The organism is Hydrogenophaga sp. (assembly GCF_030158645.1).
Lineage (GTDB): Bacteria > Pseudomonadota > Gammaproteobacteria > Burkholderiales > Burkholderiaceae_C > Hydrogenophaga.
In genome coordinates, this window is the sequence record NZ_JAOASO010000094.1 from 21,548 (window position 1) to 44,549 (window position 23,002).

A 23,002-nucleotide genomic window follows, 5' to 3' on the forward strand; every position below is an offset into this window, starting at 1 on the left:
AAGGTGAAAAAAATTCAAGTTCCATTCATCGATCTGAAGCGCTTCGAACCTGGATTTCAGGACGCGCTGAACGCCAAGTTCGGCGCGATGACAGCCGCCGCCCAGTTCATCGGCGGTGAGGAAGTCGCCCGCCTGGAAACGAGTCTGCGTGACCTGCTGCGCGTGGGCTTTGCCGTGTCGTGCGCGAACGGCACTGATGCGCTCCAGCTGGCCCTGCGTGCTCTGGGCGTGGGCCGTGGCGACACCGTGCTGGTGCCCAACGTGACCTTCTGGGCGACGTTTGAAGCAGTGGTCAACGTAGGTGCGGACCCTGCGACATTGGACGCAGACATCGCAGACGGCGGCATTTCACTTCCGGCGCTGGAAGAAGCTATCGACCGCTTGAAGCCGAAGGCGGCCATCATCGCGCACCTGTACGGGTGGGGCACGGCGCATCTGGCCGAGATCCGAGCGCTGTGCAAGGCACGAGGTGTTCTGTTGCTCGAAGACGGAGCGCAATGCTTTGGCGCGTTCTACAAGGGCGCTCCCATCTATGAAGGTGCTCTCATTTCCACTGCCTCGTTCTATCCAGCGAAGGTACTGGGCGCAGCCGGCGATGGCGGTGCAGTGTTCACCGATGATCCCGATCTGGCGGACAAGGTGCGCCGCCTGAGCAACCATGGTCGCACCACACACTACGGTTATGGGCTACTTGGCTGGAACTCGCGTCTGGACTCTTTGCAGGCTGCATTTCTCAATCTCAGCATTGGCCACCTCGAGCAGCGCATTGCATCGCGTCGAGCCTCCGCAGCTTTCTACCAGGCACACCTGCCTGAGCTGGGCATCGACACCATGCGACCGCCCAAGGAATATGAAGAAAACGGTTACTGCAACGTATGCCTGGTGCGCGACCCCAGCCTCAAGGCTGAACTGGAAACCAGGCTCAAGGCAGAGGGCATTGGCTTCGGCAACATCTACCCCGGCGTGATGTCTCGCCAACCGGGCGCAGATGGCGTCAGCCAAGGACATTTCGGCGGCAAGGAGGGCGAAGTGCTCTGTGCGTCCGTCCTCAATCTGCCGTTGTTCCCGTACATGAAACCCGAAGAACTGGAGCGCGTGCTCGAGGTTGTTCGTTCGGTCACAGCAAAGTAATTCCGCCCATGGAACAACAAACCTACATTCATCCCAGTGCCAACGTGTCCGACAAGGCGCACCTCGGCGCCGGCACCAAGGTCTGGATCAATGTCCAGATTCGAGAGAACGCACACATTGGCCAAGGCTGCATCTTGTCCAAAGACGTTTACATCGACCACGCCGTGCGCATCGGTGATCGCTGCAAGGTGCAAAACAGCGTGTCGGTATATCACGGGGTGACCATCGGCGATGACGTGTTCGTCGGCCCCAATGTGGCGTTCACCAACGACCGTGTGCCGCGCGCGTTCAACCCGGAATGGCGCATCACGGAAACACTGGTGGGCAACGGCGCAAGCATTGGCGCCAATGCCACCATCGTGTGCGGCATCACCATCGGCGAATACGCCATGGTGGCGGCCGGCAGCGTGGTCACCAAGAATGTTGCCCCCTACACCCTGGTGATGGGCAATCCCGCGCGCGCGGTGGGCAAGATCGACAAGATGGGTAACCGCGTTGCAGAGGGAGAGGGAGATGGCCATGAGCAATAAGCCAGTGCGTGTCGGTCTGATCGGTCTGGGCCGGATGGGACAAAACCACCTGCGCGTGCTCTCGCTGCTCAAGAGCGTCGAGTTGGTGTTCATTGCCGATGCGGACGAGGCCACAGCCCAACGCCTCGGCAAGCAGTTCGACGTCAATGGGGTGGCTGATGTAGGCAGCGTGCTGGACACCGCCGATGCGGTGGTGATCTGCACGCCCACCGTGACGCACGCCGAATACATCCGGTTGGTCGCCGGGAAAGTCCGCAACATCTTTGTCGAGAAGCCGCTGGCCGACACGCTGGAAGAGGCTGCGCTGGTGGCCCGGTTTGCGACTGAGCAAGGTTTGAATTTGCAAGTGGGCTTCATCGAGCGCTTCAACCCCGCGGTGCAGAGCCTCAAGCAGGTGCTCGACAAATCCGAACGCGTGATCAGCATCGACTTCACCCGCACCAACAAGCTCAGTGCCCGGATCACCGACGTGGACGTGGTTACCGACTTGATGATTCATGACATCGATCTGGCCTTGTACCTGAACGGACCTGCGCGTTCGGTTGCAGCACACGGCTTTGCCCATGGGGCGATGACCGACTTTGCGTCCGCCCTCATCACCCACGAGAACGGCCGCTTTTCGCGCATCCAGGCCAGCCGGATCACCGAAAAAAAGATGCGTCTGATTGAAGCCACTTGCGTCGACATGTTTGTGGACTGCGAGCTACTGCGCAAAGAAATCATCATCAGCCGCCAGTCCGAAATCCGGCAGGCTGAAGGCCAGCCTTACACCATCTCTGCGGTGCAGGAAGCCATTGAAGTGCGTCCACAGGAGGCGCTTCTCTCAGAACTGCAGGCCTTTGTCGCCAGTTGCCAAGGCCAACTCAGCGAGGATGTGCCGGGTGTTCAGGACGGCCTCGTGGCCATGCAGATTTGCGAAGACATTCAGAAAGCTGTTGCCTCATCATGAACCCACGCGACATCGCCGGAAAAACCGTGCTCGTGACTGGGGGCGCCGGTTTCATTGGAAGCCATCTGGTGGACCGTCTCATTGCCGAGGGCGCGTCCCACGTGGCCGTGATCGACAACATGTTCCTCGGCTCCGAAGATAACCTCGCCGATGCGCAGGCCACAGGCAAGCTCACGCTCTACAAGGACGACGCGGAATTCGCTACCAGCCTGGACTTCATCTTCCAGCGGCATACGATCGACATCGTCTTCAACTGCGCGACCAAGGCCTTGAACTATTCGTTCATGAACCCCGCAAACGCCTTCGGCACCAACGTCACCGTGGCGTTGAATCTGCTGGAGCTGCTGCGCCGGGGCGCCTACAAGACGTTGTGCCATTTCTCCACCTCCGAGGTGTATGGCTCGGCGGTGTACGAACCGATGGACGAGCAGCACCCACGCAACCCGACCACGACCTATGCCGCCGGCAAAGCAGCGGCAGACCTGGCAGTGGAGAGCTATGTGCACATGTTCGGTCTTGACGCGATCATCGTGCGTCCATTCAACAACTACGGTCCACGACAGAACCACAAGGGCCTGCTTGCTGGCGTGATTCCGCTCACGGCGTGGCGCATCTTCAACGGAATCGCCCCGGAAATTCATGGCGACGGTCTGCAAACCCGCGACTACATCCATGTGCGGGACACCGTCGACGCGGTGGCCAAGCTGTTCCGCGTTCTGCCCCCCGGGGAGTCGGTGAACATCTCCACCGACAATCAGATTTCGATCGGTGAACTGGTCACCCGCATCGCTCAGGAGCTCGGCTTCCAGGGCGAAATCGTGCGCAAGCCGGCGCGTGCAGCCGATGTGTTAAGCCACAACGCGAGCAACCAGAAGGTGCACGCACTGATCGACTATTCCTTGACCGACTTCGACACCGGCCTACGCACGACGCTGGACTGGTACGCACAACGCCTGAGGCACGCGCGATGACATCAGTTCGTTTGATGAAGCCCTACATCAGCTTTGACGAAGTTGAAGCCGATTTTCGCGAGGTGTTCGCCTCCGGCATGTTTACACGTGGTGACCATGTTGAGGCATTTCGCAAAGAGTTGGCAGTGTTCACTGGTGCCAAACACGTACACATGGCCACTTCAGCCACCACGGCCCTGTGGGTCTGTCTCAAGATGCTGCAGATTGGCCCCGGCGACGAAGTGATCGTGTCGGACTTTTCTTTCCCCGCCACGGCCAATGTGGTGGAAGACGTGGGAGCCACGCCCATTTTTGCAGACGTGTCGCGTGAAACTTTCAACATGCTTCCCGAAACACTGGAAGCCCTGCTCACCCCGAAAACCAAGGCTGTGATTTTTGTGGACGCTCTGGGCAATCCATCCGGTCTGCACGCGATCAGTGCGCTGTGCCGCAGCAAAGGCATTCCGCTCATTGAAGACGCAGCCTGCGCGATTGGGAGTTCTGAGGCGGGTCGGCATTGCGGCTCCATCGCGGATCTGACATGTCTCAGTTTTCACCCGCGAAAATTGATCAGCACCGGGGAAGGCGGCGCCATCACCACCGACAACGACGACTGGGCGAAGTGGCTGGATACCAAACTCGCGCACGGAGCTCACGGTATGAAGGGAGTCGCGCTCGATTTCGTGGACTTCGGATACAACTTCCGCCTCCCCGAGCTCCAGGCTGTGATGGGACGAAAGCAGTTGGCAAAGATTGAGGCCATCGTGAACGAGCGCAACGAGGTCCGGGATGCGTACAGGACACTGTTGGAACCCATGGGCTTTGTCGTCCAGAAGGTTTCTGCCGATGTGCGTCACAACGTCCAGTCGATGGTATTCACAGTTCCCATGGGTTGCAATCGAAATGACCTGATCGCTGCACTGAAAGTGCGCGGCGTCGAGTCGACCATCGGGACCTACGCCATGAGTGCCACCACATACTACGCGTCTAAGTACAAAGTTAAAAACCCCAATTCACATTGGCTCGAAGCGAACACCATCACCTTGCCTTGTTACGCGGGCGTGGATACGAAACTTGTCAGCGACTCAGTTCGAGACGCGCTTGCCATCCTGTGATGAATGCGCTGGAGAATCACCCTACTGACCTATGCCACCCCTTCTACATGACCTGAAGACTTTCTGGCTCGCCCGCCGGCGCGACCTTCACACCCAGTTCAACCGGACGCTTCCATTTGGCGACTACGTCGTGGATCGATGGGAGAAGGCGAGAGAACTGGGGTTTGGTGAAGGCGCTTCGGTCTACGACAGCAGTGTAATTTTGGGCGACGTGAAGGTAGGGAACCACACATGGATCGGCCCGTTCACGCTTCTAGATGGCTCCGGTGGCTTGGAGATAGGCTCCCATTGCTCAATTTCTGCGGGAGTGCAGATCTATTCGCACGACACGGTTCGCAGATCCATCAGCGGAGGTGTTGAGCCGATCCAACAAGCGCGCACAAGTATTGGTTCGAACTGTTACCTGGGTCCCAATGTCGTGGTAGCCAAAGGCGTCACCATTGGTGACAGTGTCGTAGTTGGCGCTAACAGCCTCGTGCTTACGGACATTCCTTCGGGTTCCAAAGCTTTCGGTACTCCTTGTCGAGTTGTGGGCCCGTCGGACAGAAATGCGAGGAAAACTTGATCACTGTCATCGACTACGGAGCGGGCAATATTGGATCCGTGCTCAACATGATCAAGCATGTGGGTGGCAAGGCGGAGGTTGCACGGGACGCGGAAGGCGTTCTCGCAGCCCAAAAGATTCTTCTGCCCGGAGTGGGCAGTTTCGACAATGCAATGACACGATTGGCTGCCTTGGGCCTCGTAGAGCCACTGAAGCAGCGCGCAAGGGAAGGCTTTCCTTTTCTGGGTATTTGCCTGGGCATGCAACTGCTGGCCAACGGGAGCGAGGAAGGCACGATGGCGGGACTCGGGCTGATTGCAGGCAAGGTTCGACGGTTCCGTTTTGAAGGTCAAACAGCTGCTCTCAAAATTCCACACATGGGCTGGAACCGGGTCACACCGGTGATACCTCACGCGCTGACCCAAGGCCTTGAGCACGATGCACGCTTCTATTTCGTGCACTCCTACTACTTCGACTGTGAGAACCCTGAAGACGTCCTGCTCCAGTCTGAGTACGGACTGTCGTTCACATCCGGCGTCCAGCGAGGCAACGTCATGGGGCTTCAGTTCCATCCGGAAAAGAGCCACCGCTACGGCATGCAGCTGATCAAGAATTTTGTCGGGATCTGAGATGCTGTCCACCCGATTGATGCCCTGCCTGCTCATGAGCAACGGCGCTCTGGTCAAAACCGTCCGCTTCAAGGAGGGTCCGTACGTAGGCGACCCCGTGAATGCGGTCCGCATCTTCAACCAGAAGGAAGTCGACGAACTGATCCTGCTGGACATTCACGCCACCACGCAAAGCCGTGGAATCGACTTCGACACGTTGGAAAAGGTCGTCAGCGAGTGCTTCATGCCCATTTGCTACGGAGGCGGTGTGCGTACCATCGAGGAGATGAGGCGTCTGTACGCACTGGGTATTGAAAAGATCGCGCTGGGGGCTGCCGCGTTCGAGGTGCCCAATCTCGTTCAAGAGGCAGCACGCGAGTTTGGCTCGCAGGCGGTGGTGGTGACGCTCGACGTGAAAAAGGCCTTGCTGGGGAAGCTTACGGTGCGCACGCGCAACGGTACCCGCGACACCAAGGTGTCGCCACTCGATGCGGCCCGTGAATTCGAAGCAAAGGGCGCTGGAGAGATCCTGCTGTATTCAATTGACCGCGACGGAACATGGTCCGGCTTCGATCTCAAAGTGATCGATTCGGTCAGCCGCGGCGTGGGCGTGCCGGTGGTGGCCACGGGTGGTGCGGGTTCTCTGCAGGACATCAAGGCCGCCGTGAAAGAAGCGGGTGCATCAGCCGTTGCGATTGGCAGCATGGCCGTGTTCCAGGGCAAGGACCTGGGTGTCCTGATCAAGTTTCCGGCCCGCAAAGACCAAGACGCATTGTTTGAATAAATACTCCATGGCAAAACACATCTGCTCCCGCTGCATCTACGACGAGAAGGTCCCCAACATCAGCTTTGACGGCGAAGGAGTGTGCAACTACTGCCGGCAGATCGATGGCCTGGAGCAGGAGTACCCGACCGGCGTGGACGGCGCGGCCCGCCTTCAGCAGCTCGTCGACGACATGAAGGCTGCCGGCCGAGGAAAGAAATACGACGCCATCATCGGCGTCAGTGGTGGCTGCGATTCCTCGTACCTGGTGCACCAGATGAAGGAGGTCCACGGGTTGCGCCTGCTCGCCGCCCACTTTGACAACACCTGGAACTCGACGATCGCCACAGAGAATATCCACAACGTGCTGGAAAAATTGGGCGTGGATCTCTTCACCATCGTGGTGGACAACAAGGAGTACGACGATCTTTATCGCTCCTTCTTCAAGGCGGGCGTCAAAGACCTAGAAACCCCAACCGACATCGGACTTGCGACGACCTTGTACAAGGCCGCAGAGAAATTCGGTATCAAGTACATGATCGAGGGACATTCGTTTCGCACAGAGGGTGTGGCGCCACTGGGCTGGATCTACATGGACGGGAAATACATTCAGTCCGTTCATCAACAGTTCGGCAAGGTGCCCATGAAGACATTCCCCAACCTATGGTTGCGGGACCAATTGAAATGGATGCTTTTCGGCGGCATCAAGAAGATCCGCCCTTTGTACTTCATGGACTATGACAAGGAAGCTGCCAAGTCACTGTTGACCGAAAAGTACGGCTGGCAATGGTACGGCGGACACCATCTCGAGAATCGGTTCACCGCCTTCTATCACAGTCATTTTCTACCCACCCGCTGGGACATCGATTTCCGGATCGCTGGATATTCCGCCTACTGCCGCAATGGCTGGATGACACGCGAAGAGGCACTTCGTCTGATGGACGAGCCGCCGCACATCGAGGCCGGACTGGTGGACTTCGTCAAGAAGCGTCTGGGCTTTTCGGACGACGAGTTCCGGCAATTGATGACGATGCCCAAGAAAACGTACCGGGACTACCGCACGTACAAGAAGACGTTCGAGCGGATGCGCCCCTTCTTCTGGCTCATGTACAAAATGGACCTCATCCCGAAAAGCTTCTATATGAAGTACACGGCCAAGAGCTGAGCATGCCACCCGACAACCGCAAGCCCATACTGCAATATGGCAGTCTGGCAGCATGGCCATATTGGCTCGCCGAAGCGCTCAACGTGCTAGGTCATCCGTCTATCAATGTCATCCCCGAGGAAACGGATGTGCATGACCTCGACCGGCGCCTGCCTTTTCACGAGGCTATTTGCATCGCCGCCGCCCCTCGCGCGGTGAAATTCGCACTGCGTGCGGCATTTCTCGCGCGCATCCCGTCCCGGTTTTCCCTGGTGCATTACCACGGGAGCCACCTTCTGCGCGGCAGTCTGCACCACATGCTGGAAGGTCGCTATCTGGCCGCTTGCCGCGTGCCGATGCTGATCAGTTTCGGGGGCGGTGATGCGCGCATCGTGGAGTTGGCCAGGGCCCGCAATCCCTACTTTTACCGGGAGCCTGACCCTGCCAGAGACGACGGAATTCGTGCCTATCTGAAGTCTGTTTCCCGCTACGTGCGATTCGCGGCCACTGACTGTGAAATGGCTGAATATGTAGCGCCTTATTTTGAAAAGGTGTTTGTGTTCCGGCAGCCTGTCGATCTCAAACGCTTCGATTTCAAACCACCGAACACCAGCCGGCCACCTGTTTTCCTTCACGTTCCCACAGAGCCCAAAGTCAAGGGCACGGAGGAAATCGAGGCCGCCTTCGAACAACTCCGGGCAGAAGGCCATCAATTCGAATTCAGAAAACTCCGGCAGCTCAAGCAGTCCGAGTTCTATCGGGAGCTGTCTGCTTGCGATGTGTACGTGGATGAACTGCGTTGTGGATCGCATGGCGTCACCGCGGTAGAGGCTATGGCGGCGGGCAAGCCCACCATCACCTACATTCGCTCAGACCTGGTCGAAAAGTACCCGGCAGAAATGCCCCTGGTGAATGCAAATCCAGACACGATCACTTCCGTCTTGAGAGGGCTCATCGAAAACCCTCAGCGGCGCGCCAGCCTTGCCTACAAGAGCCGGCAGTATGTCGAGAAGTACCACGACTCGCTCGTGGTTGCGCGCGACATGATGGACATCTATCGGCAGATCGGCTCCTGAACGTCGCCATGCCATCCATGCGCCAAACAATTGCAGCAGGTCTGAAAGGGATTCCCCAACTCGAGTCTGCTGCGCGGCATTTGAAGGCCACGGTGCCCTACCGGTACAGGCTCGGGCGCCACTTCTTCGAGTGGTACCAGCGTTTCAAAGAGGCCGAAACATGGTCGCCGGAACAGACGGATGCGTATCAGCAGCAGCAGCTGGTGCGGTTGCTGCAGAAACTCAAGCTGCGCCACCCCACCTACCGAGAGATGCTGAAAGGGCACGATGCTGCCCATGCGGCGGCCCATCTCGACTCCGTGTTCCCGGTCCAGACGCGCAGCGGTTTTCGCAATATCCCCAGTCGGCCGGAACTGGCTTCGAGCCTCTCTCCGGCGAGCACGTCGGGCACCACGGGAAACGCGCTGCAGTTCTTCCATGACGCAGATGACAACCAGCGTGAGTGGGCGGCCATCTGCCACCAGTGGCGACGGATCGGCTACGACCCGATCACCAGCTGGCGGGCGGAGTTTCGTGGACTCGTGCCCGACGGGCGCATTGTCCAGAAGTTTCCCGAATACAACATGCTGCGTTGCTCCATCCTCGATCTGGGGCCCGAAAGCGTTCGGCACTACGCAGACGCGTGCCGCCACAACCGCGTCGCCTTCCTGCATGGTTACCCGAGCGCGCTGGATCTGCTGGCCCGCACCTGTGTCAGGGAAGGCATTCGGTTTGAGGGCATACGGGGCATCATGCTGGCGTCCGAAATGGTCTACCCGCACCAGACCGAGATGATCGAGCAGGCCTTTCCCGGTGCCAGGCTGATCGCTCACTACGGCAATGCAGAGCGGGTCGCGCTAGGCGCCTGGTGCGAGACCGAGCGCACTTACCACATGCTGCCGCTGTATTCCAGAATCGAGGTGGAAGAAGATGGCTCGCTGATCGGCACCAATCTGTTCAACGCGGTCAACCCTTTCATCCGGTACCAGATGTCTGACCGGATCCGCGTAGCGGACCGCAAGGTGTGCCCGGCTTGCGGCAGGTATGCGGACCCGCTTGTGCTTACCGTGGATGGCCGTGCGGAAGACTACCTGTACAGCCCGGTGCGGGGTTGGATTCCGCCCGCAATCATCACGTATCCCTTGAAGCATCTGCGCGTGGTGCGTGAGATCCAGCTGGTGCAGCGCGAGAAAAACGCTGTCGAGTTGCGCTACTGCACCGGCGACAACGCCGATGGCGCGGCCGAAATCGCCGACATTGCAGCCGGCCTCCAAAGCATCCTGGCAGGCGTGTCCATCGTGCCCGTTCAACACGAATCGCTTAGTCGGGGTGGCACGGGAAAATTCCGCTGGATCCAGAGCGAACTGGACCAGCGACTTGATGCCTGATTGCCCATGAAGGCGCGCTTTCAAAACGGCATCGCCGCGATGATGGCCCGCGGACTCCCGCACGTCATGGTCGCCAACATCGCGCAGCAAGGCGTGGCCTTCATTGGGGTTCTGCTGATTGCAAAACTGCTGCCTCCGGACGAATTCGCCTTGGTGCGCATCGCGCTGGCGTATGCGGCGATCGGGACGGTGCTGGCCGCGGGTGGCATCACAGCCCCCGTGTTGCGGTATTGCGCGGACATTACCATGTCGCTGAGCGAGCGGCGTGCGCTGCTGGCCGTTGGCATCCGGCGCGTGCTGGTCATCTCTGCAGGGGTCTCTGTCGGCGCACTCGGCCTTTTGCTGGCGTGGCCGATGGACAAGCTGCAGGCCGGCGTTTTTGCTTCCTATGTCTTGCAACTGCCTGGGTTGGCACTCGCCAGCCTGCTGCTGGTCTATCTTCAGGCCAATCAACAGTTCAAGGCCTTGGCTTTCTATCAGGTTGCGATCCGCGTCGTCACCTTGGTACTGACCGTCGGGGCGGTGTACTGGTTCGGGCTGGCGGGATTGCTGGTGGCCGCGTTTGTTACCGCTTACCTGATCTGTGTGCCTTTGCTGACCCTGTCCCGCCCGCTGTTCCGTCCGGCAACTGCCGTGGCAGTGCCCGCCGACTTTTCAAGTCTGGCCTTCTACAGTGTCTTCGGCACCGCCGTGACCGCACTCGGTCAATACGCCGACGTGATCATGCTGGACTTCGTGGGCACGCAGAAGGAGATGATCGCCGTGTACTCGCTGGCCACGGTGTTCTTTTTTGCTGCCGTGGCGCTCGGCGGCGCCGTTCAAAGTGTGGCGACCCCCATGTTCACCGCCCTTATTCACGACCCGGCGCTATTCAAGAAACGCCTGGTGCGCTGGTCCACGCTTCTGTCGGTCGCGGCCGTTCCGGTGGCGGTGGGCCTGGTCCTGCTGGCCAAGGCGATTGAAACCTGGTTTCTGGGCGACAGCTATGCCGGCCTCAGCAACATCCTGGCGATCCTCATGCTCAAGTTCTTTCTGTGGAGCACCTTTGCCGTAGGCGGGGCTGCCTTGGTTGGCGTGGGTGCCATCAAGCAAGGCGCCTGGATCGCGGTGTTCGCCACCATCCTCACCGTCACCATCGGTCTTCCCCTTTGCGAGCGGTACGGCATCTATGGCGCGGCCTGGACACAGGTGTTGGTCACCGTCGTGTCTGCCGTTTTGATCTGGTGGGTGCTGGTTGTCGAAACCCGTGCATTGCACAGCCAGGCCTCTCGTGCCTCTGGCGAAAATGGGTAACAGCGCGCGCTATCTCCAGGGGATGTTGACCCTGGCGCAGAGAATTCGCGGCCGCATGCGGCGCGAAATGTCCCACCGGGTGGAGCAGCTGACTTACCGTCTTGGCGCCAGCTTCGACCTGGCCGAGAACGCCCGTGAGGCCTGTTTTTCTGGCCGTTTCTCTTTCATGGACGGCCGCTTCATGGCGCTGTTCCCGACCTGCGACCCCCGTCTGGAGTTCCTCGTGCTGCAGCAGGCCGATGCCGCCGTTCGGCATGCTTTTGATCTGCTCGGGTCCGGTCCGACGGTGGTCGCACACGGTATCGACTGCCAGGGGTTCGAGGGTGTTCGCTACCCTGCACCGTTGCCGCTTCAAGCGGACGGGCTCGGGCACTGGCTGTCGGGCCGAATCAACCGAACCAACTTGAAGGAATCACAACGCATCTGGCGACTGGTCGGGGAAGGGTACTCCCCGATCGACTGGCAGCGCGACTTCATCTCTGGCTATCGGTGGGACGAAAGAACATGGCACCGCGACATTCCGCTGGGTCACTTGCCCGGTGTCGACATCAAGGTTCCGTGGGAGCTGGCCCGCCTGCAGCACCTGCCCGCCCTGGCACTGGCCTGCCACTTCGCACGTCAGCACATGCCGGGATTCAAAGAGGCTTTGATCTACGAACAGGAACTGCGAAACCAGATTCTCGATTTCATAGCCAACAACCCTCCTGGCTTCGGCGTCAACTGGAGCTGTGCGATGGACGTGGCGATCCGCTGCGCCAATCTACTGGTGGCGCGAGACATTCTCATCGCCTCAGGCGCATCGCTGGACGAAGGGTTCGAAAGCTGCTTCGCCGCCAGCATTTACGCACACGCCAGGCATGTCATCAAGAATCTGGAGTGGTCGCCGATGTACCGTGGCAACCACTATCTGGCCAACATCGTGGGGCTGCTCTTCGCAGCGGCCTACCTGCCCGGCGATGAAGAGGTGAACAGTTGGCTCGTATTTGCGACGCAGGAACTGCTGGCCGAAGTCCAGTATCAGTTCCACGAGGATGGCAGCAACTTCGAGGCCTCTGTCTGCTACCACCGTCTGTCTGCCGAAATGGTGTTGTGGGGATGCGCCGTTCTGACGGGCCTTTCGCAATCGCAGCGCGCCGTGCTGGCGCAGCCCGAGCACTCGCGTCTGCGGCCATTGCCCCGGCTGCGGCCCACGGCGTTTGAGATGCACCCTGTGCCCGGCAGCGGCGACCGCACCTCGCCCGTGCCGCCCTGGTGCTGGGCGCGCCTGGGCCGAATGGCGGATTTCACCGAGGCACTAACGCGTCCAGACGGTGCAGTGGTCCAGTTCGGCGATAACGACAGCGGCCGTTTCATCACGTTGTTGAGCGGCGAGCAAGTCCGTGCTGGCAACGATCCGTCGAACCCTTTGTGGTCGCTGGATCACGCGGCCTTGGTGGCGGACATCCGCACGCTTCTCGGGGCGAGGACGAACCTCCAGGGTGTCGACAACGTCAGGGCTTTTACGGTGCGGCGATTTGCCGGCCTGGATGACTGCGGCACAGCGCACTCACGCACGCACAAGGACGAAGCCCAGCGCCTGGTGGGTGATGATGGCGTCTGGCAGAAACACCTGCGCAATTTCGAACAGACACCGCCGCAGAGTCGTTGGACAACTCGCTTCGCCGCCGCATCCTCCGGCCTGCGCAACGACGTTCAATGCGCCGCATTCTCCGGCATGGGTTGCTACGTGTGGCGCAGCGACCGCCTGTTCCTCGCGGTGCGGTGCGGCGAGATTGGCGTGGCGGGTCTGGGGGCACACGCACACGGCGACCAGCTGGCAATCGAACTCGTCATCGATGGCATCAACCACGTGCGCGACCCAGGCACCTATGTCTACACGCCTTCGCCTCAACAGCGTAACGCCTACCGGAGTGCGCACGCTCACCATGTGCCCCACGTCAAGGGGCGCGAGCCGGTCGATCTCACACTGGGTCTGTTCGATCTGCGTGGCAGCGCGACCGGCGAATGCCTCTACGTCGGACCCCGCGGCTTCATCGGTCGGCACAAGGGATATGGCGCCTGGGTCGTCCGCATGGTTGCGCTCGAAGATGACCACATCAACCTCCACGACATGGCCGAAGGCGGCCTGACACTGTCCTCTTCAGACCCCGCCCCATTGCCCTTTTCGCAAGGGTATGGCCGGGTGCTGGGTTAAGCCGCAAGTCTGCCCGTGAAAATACTGCTGATCACCCATTCCTATACACCGGACCTGACGCCTCGCGCCTTTCGCTGGGCCGCGCTGGCGCAACAGTTCGCCAGCGCCGGCCACGAAGTCCACATCTTGTGCGCGGCTGCCGTGGGCACAAAGCCGAACGAAGAAGTGGCGGGCATTATGGTGCACCGGGTAGGCGATGCCTTGCTCGATGCATCCGCGCGCGTCACGCCCGGCGCTACCACTGCTGGGTTGACAAGAACGGGGGGCGGCTGGCGCCAAGCCTTGCGCGCCAAGCTGCGCAAAACCGCGCGGTGGATCTGGCGCATCACCTATTGGCCGGACTACGCCTGCGGCTGGATTCTCCCGGCCACCAAGAAGGCCCGCGCGGCGTGCAAGACGCACCGCTATGACTGGATCGTGTCCGTGTCTCACCCCTTCAGCGGGCACGTGGTGGGCTGGCTCACGCACAAGCATGCACACGGCGCACGATGGTTCGTCGACATCGGCGATCCGTTCTGCCTCATGGAAGAGCCCGCCCCCAACAACCGGCGCCTGTTCGCCAGGCTCAACCGATGGGCCGAGGACCGCATCCTTTCGCTGGCCGACGCCATCAGTGTCACGACCGAGTCGACGCAGCGGCTGTACGAATCGCACTTCCCGCAATCACGCGGCAAACTGCACCTGATGCCGCCATTGTTGTCGCTGCCAGCCTTGCCTGTGGACCTCCCGCGCCAAGCGCGGGAGGTCGTGCGTTTGGTCTTCGTCGGCACGTTGTACCGCCAGCTGCGCAGCCCGGTGTTTTTGCTGCAGACATTCGCCGCCTTGGCCGCTGCCATGCCGAACAGCACCCTGGAACTTCACTTCTACGGTGCGGTCAACGACTGCGGCAATGAACTGGCAGCCGCGCCTGACAGCGTGCGCTCACGGGTCTTTGTGCATGGTGTCGTCGATCGGGCGGCGGTTCATGTCGCCATGCTGGACGCGGACATCTTGGTCAATATCGGAAACGACTCCGCTTCTCAACTGGCGAGCAAAGTCATCGAATACATGGCGGTAGGGCGGCCCATCCTGAACATCATCAGTTCGCCGGCCGACACTTCGTTGACCGCACTCTCGGACTATCCCGCCACGCTGACACTGGTGCGCAGCATTGCACCCACAGGCACCGATCTGGCGTCCCTGCGCACGTTCATCGAATCGCTCCCGCAGGTTCATCCCGATACCGTGGCTCGCGTTAGGGACCGATACTCGGCGGCACACATCGCTGGGCTCTACCGTGCAGCACTGGAACAACCCCACGTGGGAAAAGAACATGGCCGATGACATCGTTTCCCGCCGCTACCTGAGCGGCGAATACGCAGACAAGAACCCGGACTGGGATTCCGGCGACGCGCCCTGGAAGGCCGCCTTGGTCGCGGACATCCTGCTGCGCAACAAGATACGGCCGCAAACCTTGGTCGAGGTCGGATGCGGTGCTGGCGGCGTGCTGGCTGCGCTGCGCTCGTCCTACCCCGGAACGCAGTTGTCGGGCTACGACATAGCGCCTGGCGCCGCAGGCTTCTGGGCGCGGCACGAAACCGCTCGCATCCATTTCGAAGTGGGCGACTTTCTTGAAATCAACCACGGGGCCCAAGACGTGGTGTTGCTACTGGACGTACTCGAACACCTGGGCGACCCCTTCAGTTTCCTGGAACGGCTCCGTCCCCACGGCCGGTACGCGGTGTTTCACATCCCGCTGGATCTCTCCGCGATCAGCGTGTTACGAGAGTCGCCACTTTTACATGTGCGCGAGCAGGTCGGACACATCCACTACTACACGCGCAAGCTCGCCCTGGCGATGCTGGAAGAATGCGGCTACGAAATCATCGAAGCACGCTACACGGGTGCCGCTCTGAACGCGCCGCGGCGCTCGCTCAAGACCCGGCTCGCGGGCCTCGCGCGCAAAGCCGTATTTGCCATCAACCACGATATGGGTGCGCGCCTGATGGGTGGCGAGACCTTGCTCGTCCTCGCCGCTCCCAAGGTACCATCGTGACCCTGATTGTTCACGCGCCCAACATCCACCAAGGTGGCGGACGCACGCTGCTGCTGTCGTTACTTAATGCCATTGCGCTGGACGACAGCCTTGCATTGTTGGACAGCCGCCTCGACAAATCGTCCGTGCCTTCGTCGCTCGCCTTCGAGCGCTTCTCGCCCACCCTGCTCGGGCGTTGGTACGCGGAACGCCGTGTGCAGCAGTTGACCAGGCCCGGCGACACTGTTCTGTGCTTTGGCAACCTGCCGCCCTTGTTGCGCAACCAAGGCAAAGTGGTGGTGTTCCTGCAAAACCGCTATCTGTTCGGTCAGCGCGATTTGAGCGCGTTTTCGCTGCGGGAGCGCTTGCGCATTCGGCTGGAACGGCTGTGGTTCGCGCGGCGCGTGGACGCAAGCGCCATGGCCGTCTACGTTCAAACCGCCTCGATGGCCGAAGAACTCCACCGCGCGGCGGGCATCGAGCCCAAGGTCTTTCCGTTTGCCCCCGCAGAAACCGAACCCCAGGCAACGAGGGACGATCCGTCTTTCGACTTCATTTACGTGGCCTCGGGCGAGCCACACAAACACCACCGCGAGCTGATCGAAGCTTGGCGAATTCTGGGACAGCAGGGCCTGCTCCCTTCGCTCTGCCTGACTCTCGATCCGGAGAGACACGCCCCACTGGTGCAGCACCTAAGGCGTGCCGTTCAAGACCATGGGTTGCGGATTACAAATCTGGGCACGGTCGCAGCGCAGGAGATGACACAACGTTACCAGCAGGCCCGGGCGCTCATCTATCCTTCCACCCTGGAGTCGTTCGGTCTTCCTCTGATCGAAGCATCCCGGCTGGGTCTGCCGATACTTGCGTCAGAGTTGGACTATGTGCGCGACGTGGTTTGCCCGAACGTGACCTTCGACCCCCACTCGCCACTGTCGATCGCCCGTGCCGTCGGCCGATTTCTCAACGGCGTCGAAGTACCGCCGCGCGTGCTGTCGAGTGTGGAGTTCGTACAAGAGGTGCTTCGCGACTGCAATAGGGACAGGGGTGTGAGAAGCAATGCCGCTTAAAATCTTTTCGCCGTCAGTACGAACGAAACACCCATAAGAAAAGCACACCGACCCAACCATCCTCGGTTGGGATGCGCTGCAGTAATCTGAGTACACGCCCAAGACGCTGCACTTCCTCCAGCAAAGTGGTGGGAATGTGAACATCTTCCATCCTTCCCGGCATTCCCCACAACGCACTGGGATTCTGAATTCAGATGATTCGCTTTTTCGCTCTGCTCTTCACGATCGCATGTCTCGCACTCGCCCTATTGGCGGGTTCCCGCTACCAAGGGCACTGGCTGACCTATGCAGTATTCACGCTCACCGCGAACGCTTTGTTGTTCAACGGTTTCCGAAAGAATGCGCTCTACTTCGACACCTTCATTGGCATCTTTCTGTGGCTGGGGTTCTGGCTGAAGTTGTCCGTGCGAGTGGCTTTCATGGCAGGACGATTCAGCGAGCCCGTCGGGGCGTTTGACGGCTCGGCGGCCGCTTTCGATCACGCATTGACCATCGCTTCATGTGGCTTTGTCGGTTTGCTGGCGGCCAGCTTTATGCGACAAAGATTCTTTAGCTACACAGCCACTCCACCCTCTTGCGCGGGTCAAGGCTTGTTCGAGGTTTACCGGGTGTACCGCAAAACCCTTGTTGCGCTTTTCGTGCTGCTGGTCATCGCAGTGGCAGCGAGCAACATCGGGCTGGGCATCTACCAAAGAGGCATGGTGGTGCAAACCGTGCTGCCATTCGGCCTCAACGGCATCTACAAATGGTTGCTGCAATTCGGCTTGGCGTCGATTGCGGCCTTGATCATCCGCTTTGAGATCGAGTTGCAACGCAAGATCTCCATGCTGGCTATCTTTCCGCCTTTGCTGGAATGCTTTTTCTCCAACGTTTCGCTGTTGAGCCGCGGCATGATTCTCAACGCGGCAGCCCTTGGATTGGGTGGTCTGCGCACCTTGCTCGCCGCGAAGATTCGCCTGGACATCAGGACGATGGTGGTCGCTACCGTCGCATTCTCTATCCTGTTCGTAGCATCGGTGCTCGCCGTCAACTACCTGCGGGCCAACAGTGTTCTGCGTGACATTGAGGCACCGCGCACGTCGGCGACTGCGGCTCCCACCCTTGCGTACAGCTCGGCCGACATTGCAGCGAATGCAAGAGACATGACCGGCCCTCTCTTCATCGACCGTTGGGTGGGCATCGAAGGGGTGATGGCCGTGTCCTCTTCCAATCGCCTCGGCTGGAATTTGTGGAATGAGGCGTGGCTGGAGAAATTCCAAGAAGGCCAGCTGAGCTTGTATGACCGCTACTTTATCGACTCACCCTACGCGATACCTACCATTGACAAAGCCAAGCACCATTTCGTTTCACTCCCTGGCGTCATCGCATTCTTCTACTACCCAGGTTCCCTAGCGTTCGTGTTCGTCGGCCTTCTGCTGATCGGGTTGACAGGAGCCATGTACGAATATTTGGCTTACCGACTAGGCGGCCAGAACTGGGTTCTGTGCTCCCTTCTCGCCCAGGTGGTTGCGTTTCGGTATGCAAGCTTTGGTTACGTGCCGAAGCAGTCTTACTTGTTGTTCGGCACATTGGTCTTGAACGTATTGCTCATCGCTGCCGCCGGCTGGGTACTGCAACGCTGGATGGCCAGATTCCGTGCATCGGACTGAAACTGCTGACATGGAATCCGTTCACTTGAATCGCCCTGTGCTGACGTCCCGGCGCGCGTTGCTCGTGTTCCCGCTCGCGGCCCTGCTGAACTCGTTTTCAATGACGGCACTGCTGCTGGTCTTCGGCCTTGCGGGTCAGTCCGAGATCGCAGCCAACATCGGCCTTGTACAGGGTGCGACGTTGGCGCTCTTCTATGCGTTTTCGGCAAATGCCCGAAACCTTATTCTTGCGGACCCCACGGGCTCTGCAGCTGCACGCCTGTTGCAGACCCGCTTCTGGCTGTTGCTGCCACTCTCGGCCGCGGCGTATCTGCTCAGCGTGAGCGTGGGCGATGCCAGCGCTGCGCTCGCGCTGGTGTTGATCCTGCGGCGGGCGTCGGAATGGCTGGGCGAGATCGGACTTGCGCGGCACGAACAGAAATACCAGCTCACCATTCCGACGCAAGCCATGTTCGCCGAGACTTTCTCGTTTTTGCTCTGCTTACTGCCATTGCTTGTGGACTGGGATCTGGCCGCCTGCGCCGTTCCGTGGGCGCTGGCGCCGCTCCTGGCTGCGCGCCAGGCACGTCTCACGTTGCGCGCGGGCACAAGAGACTTTTCGTTGAAGACGCTGCTCCCGCATTTCGGGTCGACCGCCATCATCGGCACCGGCGTCTATGTGTTTCGCATATCCATCGTATTGTTGGCGGGGAAGGTGGTGGCCGGCGATCTCTTCACCGCTTTTGCCATCGGCGGCCTCATTCCGACGATCTATGGACAGGCACTGGCGCCAACGCTGGCGCACCGCTATGGCTCGAGAGGCCTGCCCAAATGGCTGCTGATCGTTCCATTGGGCATGTTGTTGATAGCAGCTTGGGTGGTGGCTCTGGGCGTAACGCAGCCCGACTGGCTGGGTGCGCTGGATCGTGCGCCCAATTTCTGGCTCGCCACTGGGATTTCGATAGCAGGCGGCGCGCTGATGAGCGTGGCAGCCACGCTGCGCACACGCCTGATCCAGCGGGCCGGCGGGGAAGACGTATTCGGCCCGGATTTGTTGGCCAATGTGCTGATTGCCACCTGCGTGCCGTTTGTTTTCTACGTGTTGGGACCGAATGCCTTGGCCGGTCTGTACGGCTTGAGCGGGTTTCTCAGCCTGGCCTTCTTGGCAGGCGTGGGCTGGCAGCGCAAAAGCACCGCGTCCGCCCACCTGCAACCGATTCTGTTAGCCATCGGCTTCCTTTTGCTCCTTCCGTTCTTCTTTCAACTCAATGGCGGACTGTTTCGCGACGCAATTTATGTGTTCGACGCCGAAGGCAGCATCTTGAAGCTGCCCCTACCTTTGTCGATACTGGCCTTGTTTTCAGGGATTGCACTGCTGGGCAACTACGCGGCCGCCGCGCGCACTTTGGCGATCCTGTTCTTCACAGCGCTGCTGTTCGTGATGACCTCGCTCACGATCTCCCAGGGCAACAACACATACGAAGGCGCCAAACTGATTCTCCTGGCGCAGTTTCTGCTGCCCATGTTTGGCCTGGTTCTGGGCCAGATGTATGGCGCATCGACCGCTGTACCAGTTTTTGAGCGCGCCGCACTGTGGGTCCTGCTGCTAATCTTGCCAGCCCAACTGCTAGCAACATGGCTTCAGGGCTACACGCTGCTGCATCCCAAGGTATTCTTCTTCAGCATCTACCAGCATTTGCAGTACGTACCTATGGTCGTTGTGGCATTGCTGATGATGGTCAGCCAGGCGCTATGGGACCGCGGCGTAGCCTGCCGCGTTACGCTGGGCATTCTCCTGCCGGTCGCCATGGTTTACATCGTGGCATCGCTTTCCTGGGGAGCTGTACTGGGTGCGGGGGTCTGCCTCGCCTGCTTTGCTCTGAGTCATCTACGCAAGATCCGCATTAGTCGACGCGCCATAGCGTCCGTGGCGCTTGCGGGAGTTTGCGTAGTGTCGTACGTGGTTCTTTCAGAAACCGGTGTCTTGGCCCAGTCTTTGAGCAAGGCCGGCGGACCCCGCACCACCTTGCAATGGCGCGACAAACTGGCCCCGTACCTGGACCAGACTGAAACTTCTGCGCCTGCAACCGGCGCGACCCGCATGACGCACTGGCGCTTCTACGCCGACGGGATCATGGAATCGCCCGCGGCTTTCTTTCTTGGCCATGCAACCCCCCCAGATCGGAACCATCACCCCAGCGCGCACAATTACTGGCTCGACGGTCTGTATAACTTTGGCGCGATCTCGATGCTGCCCTTGATCATCCTCCTGGTCACAACAGTCCAGTGGATTTGGCAGCGGCGTAGTGACGTGATATCAAAGCCAGTTCTTCTCGGAACGACAATGGCAGCGCTTTACCTCCTTCTCTTCGAGAACATGCTCAAGGTAGGGATGCGCCAACCTTACCCGGGCATCATTACGTTCTTCATCTGGGGGCTGCTGATCGCGCGCTTGCAAATCCCTTCGGCAACCGGCGAGAAAAACGGCGCATTGATCGCATGAAGGTCCTCATCTTCACACAATACTTCTGGCCCGAAACCTTCGGTATCAACGCACTGACGAGAAAGCTGCGTGACGAGGGCGTTGAGGTCACCGTCATGACCGGCAAGCCCAACTACCCCGAAGGCAAGATGTTCGCTGGTTATTCCGCATGGGGCACTGCCCGCGAGAGCTACGACGGCATTGAGGTCCTCCGTGTGCCGCTCTTCCCGCGCGGCAAACAGTCGCCGCTGCGGCTGCTGCTGAACTACCTGTCGTTCATCATGGCCGGCGCGGTCGTCGGACCCTGGATGTTACGACGGCGCTCATTCGACGCTGTCTTCGTTTACGCCCCATCCCCGTTGCTGCAGGCCCTTCCCGCTATCTGGCTCGCCCGACTTAAGTGCGCACCTTTGGCGTTGTGGGTGCAGGACCTCTGGCCCGAGAGCCTGTCCGCCACTGGCTTCATCAAGAACCAGCGCGCGCTGGATCTGGTAGCTCACGCGGTTCGCTTCATCTATCGACACACCGACAGGGTTCTGGTGCCCTCCGCGGCGTTCCGTGCCCCCATTCTGGCGCTGACCGAGGGTGCGGCCGACATCCACTACTACCCCAACGCATGGATCGAAGAACCGGTGGCCGACACCACGGCCGATGTGGCGACATTGGCCAAAGACATCGCCTCGGGATTCTCGGTAGTCTTCGCTGGCAACCTCGGCGCCGCTCAGTCCCTGGACACCATCCTGGATGCAGCCGAGCGGCTCCAATCGGTCGGGTCGCAAGCCCGGTTCTTTTTGATCGGCAGTGGAAGCCTCTCTTTGTGGCTGAGCGACGAGATCCAGCGCCGCAAGCTTCGTAACGTATTACTGCCCGGTCGGTTTGCACCTGACACGATGCATCGACTGTACGAGGCGGCGTCTGCATTGCTGGTGTCGCTGCGCGACGAACCGATCTTCGCCCTCACCATTCCGAGCAAGATCCAAGGCTATTTGGCCGCGGGGCGGCCGATCATTGCCTCGCTCAACGGCGAAGGTGCCCGGGTGGTCAAGGAGGCCAAAGCGGGTGTGGCATGTGCCGCCGGAGATGCGCGGGCGCTCGCTGAAGCGGTGCAGGCTCTGGTGGGGATGAACGACCGTTCACGCGCCAAAATGGGCGAAAATGCGCGCCGGTATGCGCTTGCTCATTTCTCTCTGGACCGGTTGGCCAGTGATTTGGTGGGACAGTTCGAAGAACTCGTGGCCACACACGCCATTCAAAAACAGGAGAAATCACGGTGACAGTTTTGGTGTTGGGTGCCTCGGGCATGCTGGGTAACGCCATGCTGCGCAGCCTGGCGCAGTCAGACGAATACGAGGCATGGGGAACAGCCCGGTCGAACGGTGTGTTGAAAAACTTCGATGCCGTCTTGGCGAAGCGCATCATCACGGGCATTGATGTCGAGAACATCGACTCACTGGCCGCTCTGCTGGCCGACGTGCGGCCTTCGGTCGTGATCAACTGCATCGGGCTGGTAAAACAACTGGCGCAAGCGGACGATCCGCTTTCCGCATTGCCCATCAACGCACTGCTTCCACATCGACTGGCCCGTCTGTGTAGTTTGGTGGGTTCGCGCTTCGTGCATATCAGCACAGACTGCGTCTTCAATGGCAAAAAGGGCGATTACCGCGAGTCCGATCCGTCAGATGCGGAAGACCTGTACGGCCGCTCCAAATACTTGGGCGAAGTGGCGTATCCGCATGCCATCACGCTGCGCACTTCAATCATCGGCCACGAACTGAGCAGCGCACACGGACTGGTTGGCTGGTTTCTCGCCCAAGAGGGTACGGTCAAGGGCTATCGGAAGGCCATCTTCTCTGGCCTGCCCACGGTGGAGCTCTCGCGAGTCGTGCGCGATGTCGTAATGCCCAACCCTGAGCTGTCGGGCCTTTACCATGTAGCGGCACAGCCCATCGCCAAATACGATCTATTGAAGCTGGTGCGCGACGCCTACGGCAAGACGATCGATATCGAGCCCGACGATCGCGTCGCCATCGATCGGTCATTGAACGCCGAGCGCTTCCGAGAGGCCACCGGATACGTTGCCGCGCCTTGGCCTGAACTCATCGCGCGGATGCGCGACTTTCACTAAAGGACATTGGGATGTTTGCAGG

General features: G+C 59.9%; 20 protein-coding genes. All 20 read left to right on the forward strand.

Annotated elements, in window-relative coordinates:
• Positions 1-3 precede the first annotated feature (3 nt).
• Positions 4-1,131 (forward strand): DegT/DnrJ/EryC1/StrS family aminotransferase, encoded by a 1,128-nt coding sequence (locus tag Q1W68_RS10830; RefSeq protein ID WP_300648404.1) that lies wholly within the window; start codon positions 4-6, stop codon positions 1,129-1,131.
• A gap of 8 nt (positions 1,132-1,139) precedes the next feature.
• Positions 1,140-1,661 (forward strand): acyltransferase, encoded by a 522-nt coding sequence (locus Q1W68_RS10835; RefSeq protein ID WP_300648406.1) that lies wholly within the window; start codon positions 1,140-1,142, stop codon positions 1,659-1,661.
• Positions 1,651-2,610 carry a Gfo/Idh/MocA family oxidoreductase gene (locus tag Q1W68_RS10840; RefSeq protein WP_300648408.1) on the forward strand — a complete coding sequence of 320 codons (960 nt, stop codon included), beginning with the start codon at positions 1,651-1,653 and terminating at the stop codon, positions 2,608-2,610. The genes Q1W68_RS10835 and Q1W68_RS10840 overlap by 11 nt, the downstream gene beginning before the upstream one ends.
• On the forward strand, positions 2,607-3,581 hold the full coding sequence (locus tag Q1W68_RS10845) for a GDP-mannose 4,6-dehydratase (RefSeq protein ID WP_300648409.1): 975 nt from the start codon (positions 2,607-2,609) through the stop codon (positions 3,579-3,581). Before Q1W68_RS10840 ends, Q1W68_RS10845 begins: the two co-directional genes overlap by 4 nt.
• A gap of 14 nt (positions 3,582-3,595) precedes the next feature.
• Positions 3,596-4,675, forward strand: a complete 1,080-nt coding sequence (locus Q1W68_RS10850; RefSeq protein ID WP_300648411.1) for a DegT/DnrJ/EryC1/StrS family aminotransferase — start codon at positions 3,596-3,598, stop codon at positions 4,673-4,675.
• 31 nt (positions 4,676-4,706) lie between these two features.
• Positions 4,707-5,240, forward strand: coding sequence for an acyltransferase (locus Q1W68_RS10855; protein ID WP_300648412.1), 534 nt, complete (start codon positions 4,707-4,709; stop codon positions 5,238-5,240).
• The gene (gene hisH, locus Q1W68_RS10860; protein WP_300648414.1) at positions 5,237-5,848 is read left to right on the forward strand and encodes an imidazole glycerol phosphate synthase subunit HisH; all 612 of its coding nucleotides are present in this window, start codon (positions 5,237-5,239) and stop codon (positions 5,846-5,848) included. The genes Q1W68_RS10855 and hisH overlap by 4 nt, the downstream gene beginning before the upstream one ends.
• 1 nt (position 5,849) lies before the next feature.
• Positions 5,850-6,611 carry an AglZ/HisF2 family acetamidino modification protein gene (locus tag Q1W68_RS10865; RefSeq protein ID WP_300648416.1) on the forward strand — a complete coding sequence of 254 codons (762 nt, stop codon included), beginning with the start codon at positions 5,850-5,852 and terminating at the stop codon, positions 6,609-6,611.
• A 7-nt stretch (positions 6,612-6,618) separates the two neighbouring features.
• Positions 6,619-7,755, forward strand: coding sequence for an N-acetyl sugar amidotransferase (locus tag Q1W68_RS10870; protein ID WP_300648418.1), 1,137 nt, complete (start codon positions 6,619-6,621; stop codon positions 7,753-7,755).
• 2 nt (positions 7,756-7,757) lie between these two features.
• A complete protein-coding gene (locus tag Q1W68_RS10875; RefSeq protein WP_300648420.1) occupies positions 7,758-8,810 on the forward strand; it encodes a glycosyltransferase in 1,053 nt (350 codons plus the stop codon).
• An 8-nt stretch (positions 8,811-8,818) separates the two neighbouring features.
• Complete coding sequence (locus tag Q1W68_RS10880; RefSeq protein ID WP_300648422.1) at positions 8,819-10,177, forward strand: hypothetical protein; 1,359 nt, start codon at positions 8,819-8,821, stop codon at positions 10,175-10,177.
• 6 nt (positions 10,178-10,183) lie between these two features.
• On the forward strand, positions 10,184-11,470 hold the full coding sequence (locus Q1W68_RS10885) for an oligosaccharide flippase family protein (protein WP_300648424.1): 1,287 nt from the start codon (positions 10,184-10,186) through the stop codon (positions 11,468-11,470).
• Complete coding sequence (locus tag Q1W68_RS10890) at positions 11,448-13,664, forward strand: heparinase II/III family protein (RefSeq protein WP_300659391.1); 2,217 nt, start codon at positions 11,448-11,450, stop codon at positions 13,662-13,664. Before Q1W68_RS10885 ends, Q1W68_RS10890 begins: the two co-directional genes overlap by 23 nt.
• A gap of 15 nt (positions 13,665-13,679) precedes the next feature.
• A complete protein-coding gene (locus tag Q1W68_RS10895) occupies positions 13,680-14,987 on the forward strand; it encodes a glycosyltransferase (protein ID WP_300648428.1) in 1,308 nt (435 codons plus the stop codon).
• Entirely contained in the window at positions 14,977-15,699 is a 723-nt protein-coding gene (locus Q1W68_RS10900; protein WP_300648430.1) for a class I SAM-dependent methyltransferase, read from the forward strand. Before Q1W68_RS10895 ends, Q1W68_RS10900 begins: the two co-directional genes overlap by 11 nt.
• The gene (locus Q1W68_RS10905; protein ID WP_300648432.1) at positions 15,696-16,745 is read left to right on the forward strand and encodes a glycosyltransferase; all 1,050 of its coding nucleotides are present in this window, start codon (positions 15,696-15,698) and stop codon (positions 16,743-16,745) included. Before Q1W68_RS10900 ends, Q1W68_RS10905 begins: the two co-directional genes overlap by 4 nt.
• Positions 16,746-16,939: 194 nt before the next feature.
• Complete coding sequence (locus tag Q1W68_RS10910) at positions 16,940-18,394, forward strand: hypothetical protein (RefSeq protein WP_300648434.1); 1,455 nt, start codon at positions 16,940-16,942, stop codon at positions 18,392-18,394.
• A gap of 10 nt (positions 18,395-18,404) precedes the next feature.
• Complete coding sequence (locus Q1W68_RS10915; protein WP_300648435.1) at positions 18,405-20,876, forward strand: hypothetical protein; 2,472 nt, start codon at positions 18,405-18,407, stop codon at positions 20,874-20,876.
• Positions 20,873-22,129 (forward strand): glycosyltransferase family 4 protein, encoded by a 1,257-nt coding sequence (locus tag Q1W68_RS10920; protein WP_300648437.1) that lies wholly within the window; start codon positions 20,873-20,875, stop codon positions 22,127-22,129. The genes Q1W68_RS10915 and Q1W68_RS10920 overlap by 4 nt, the downstream gene beginning before the upstream one ends.
• The gene (locus Q1W68_RS10925; RefSeq protein ID WP_300648439.1) at positions 22,126-22,980 is read left to right on the forward strand and encodes an SDR family oxidoreductase; all 855 of its coding nucleotides are present in this window, start codon (positions 22,126-22,128) and stop codon (positions 22,978-22,980) included. The genes Q1W68_RS10920 and Q1W68_RS10925 overlap by 4 nt, the downstream gene beginning before the upstream one ends.
• Positions 22,981-23,002: the final 22 nt, after the last annotated feature.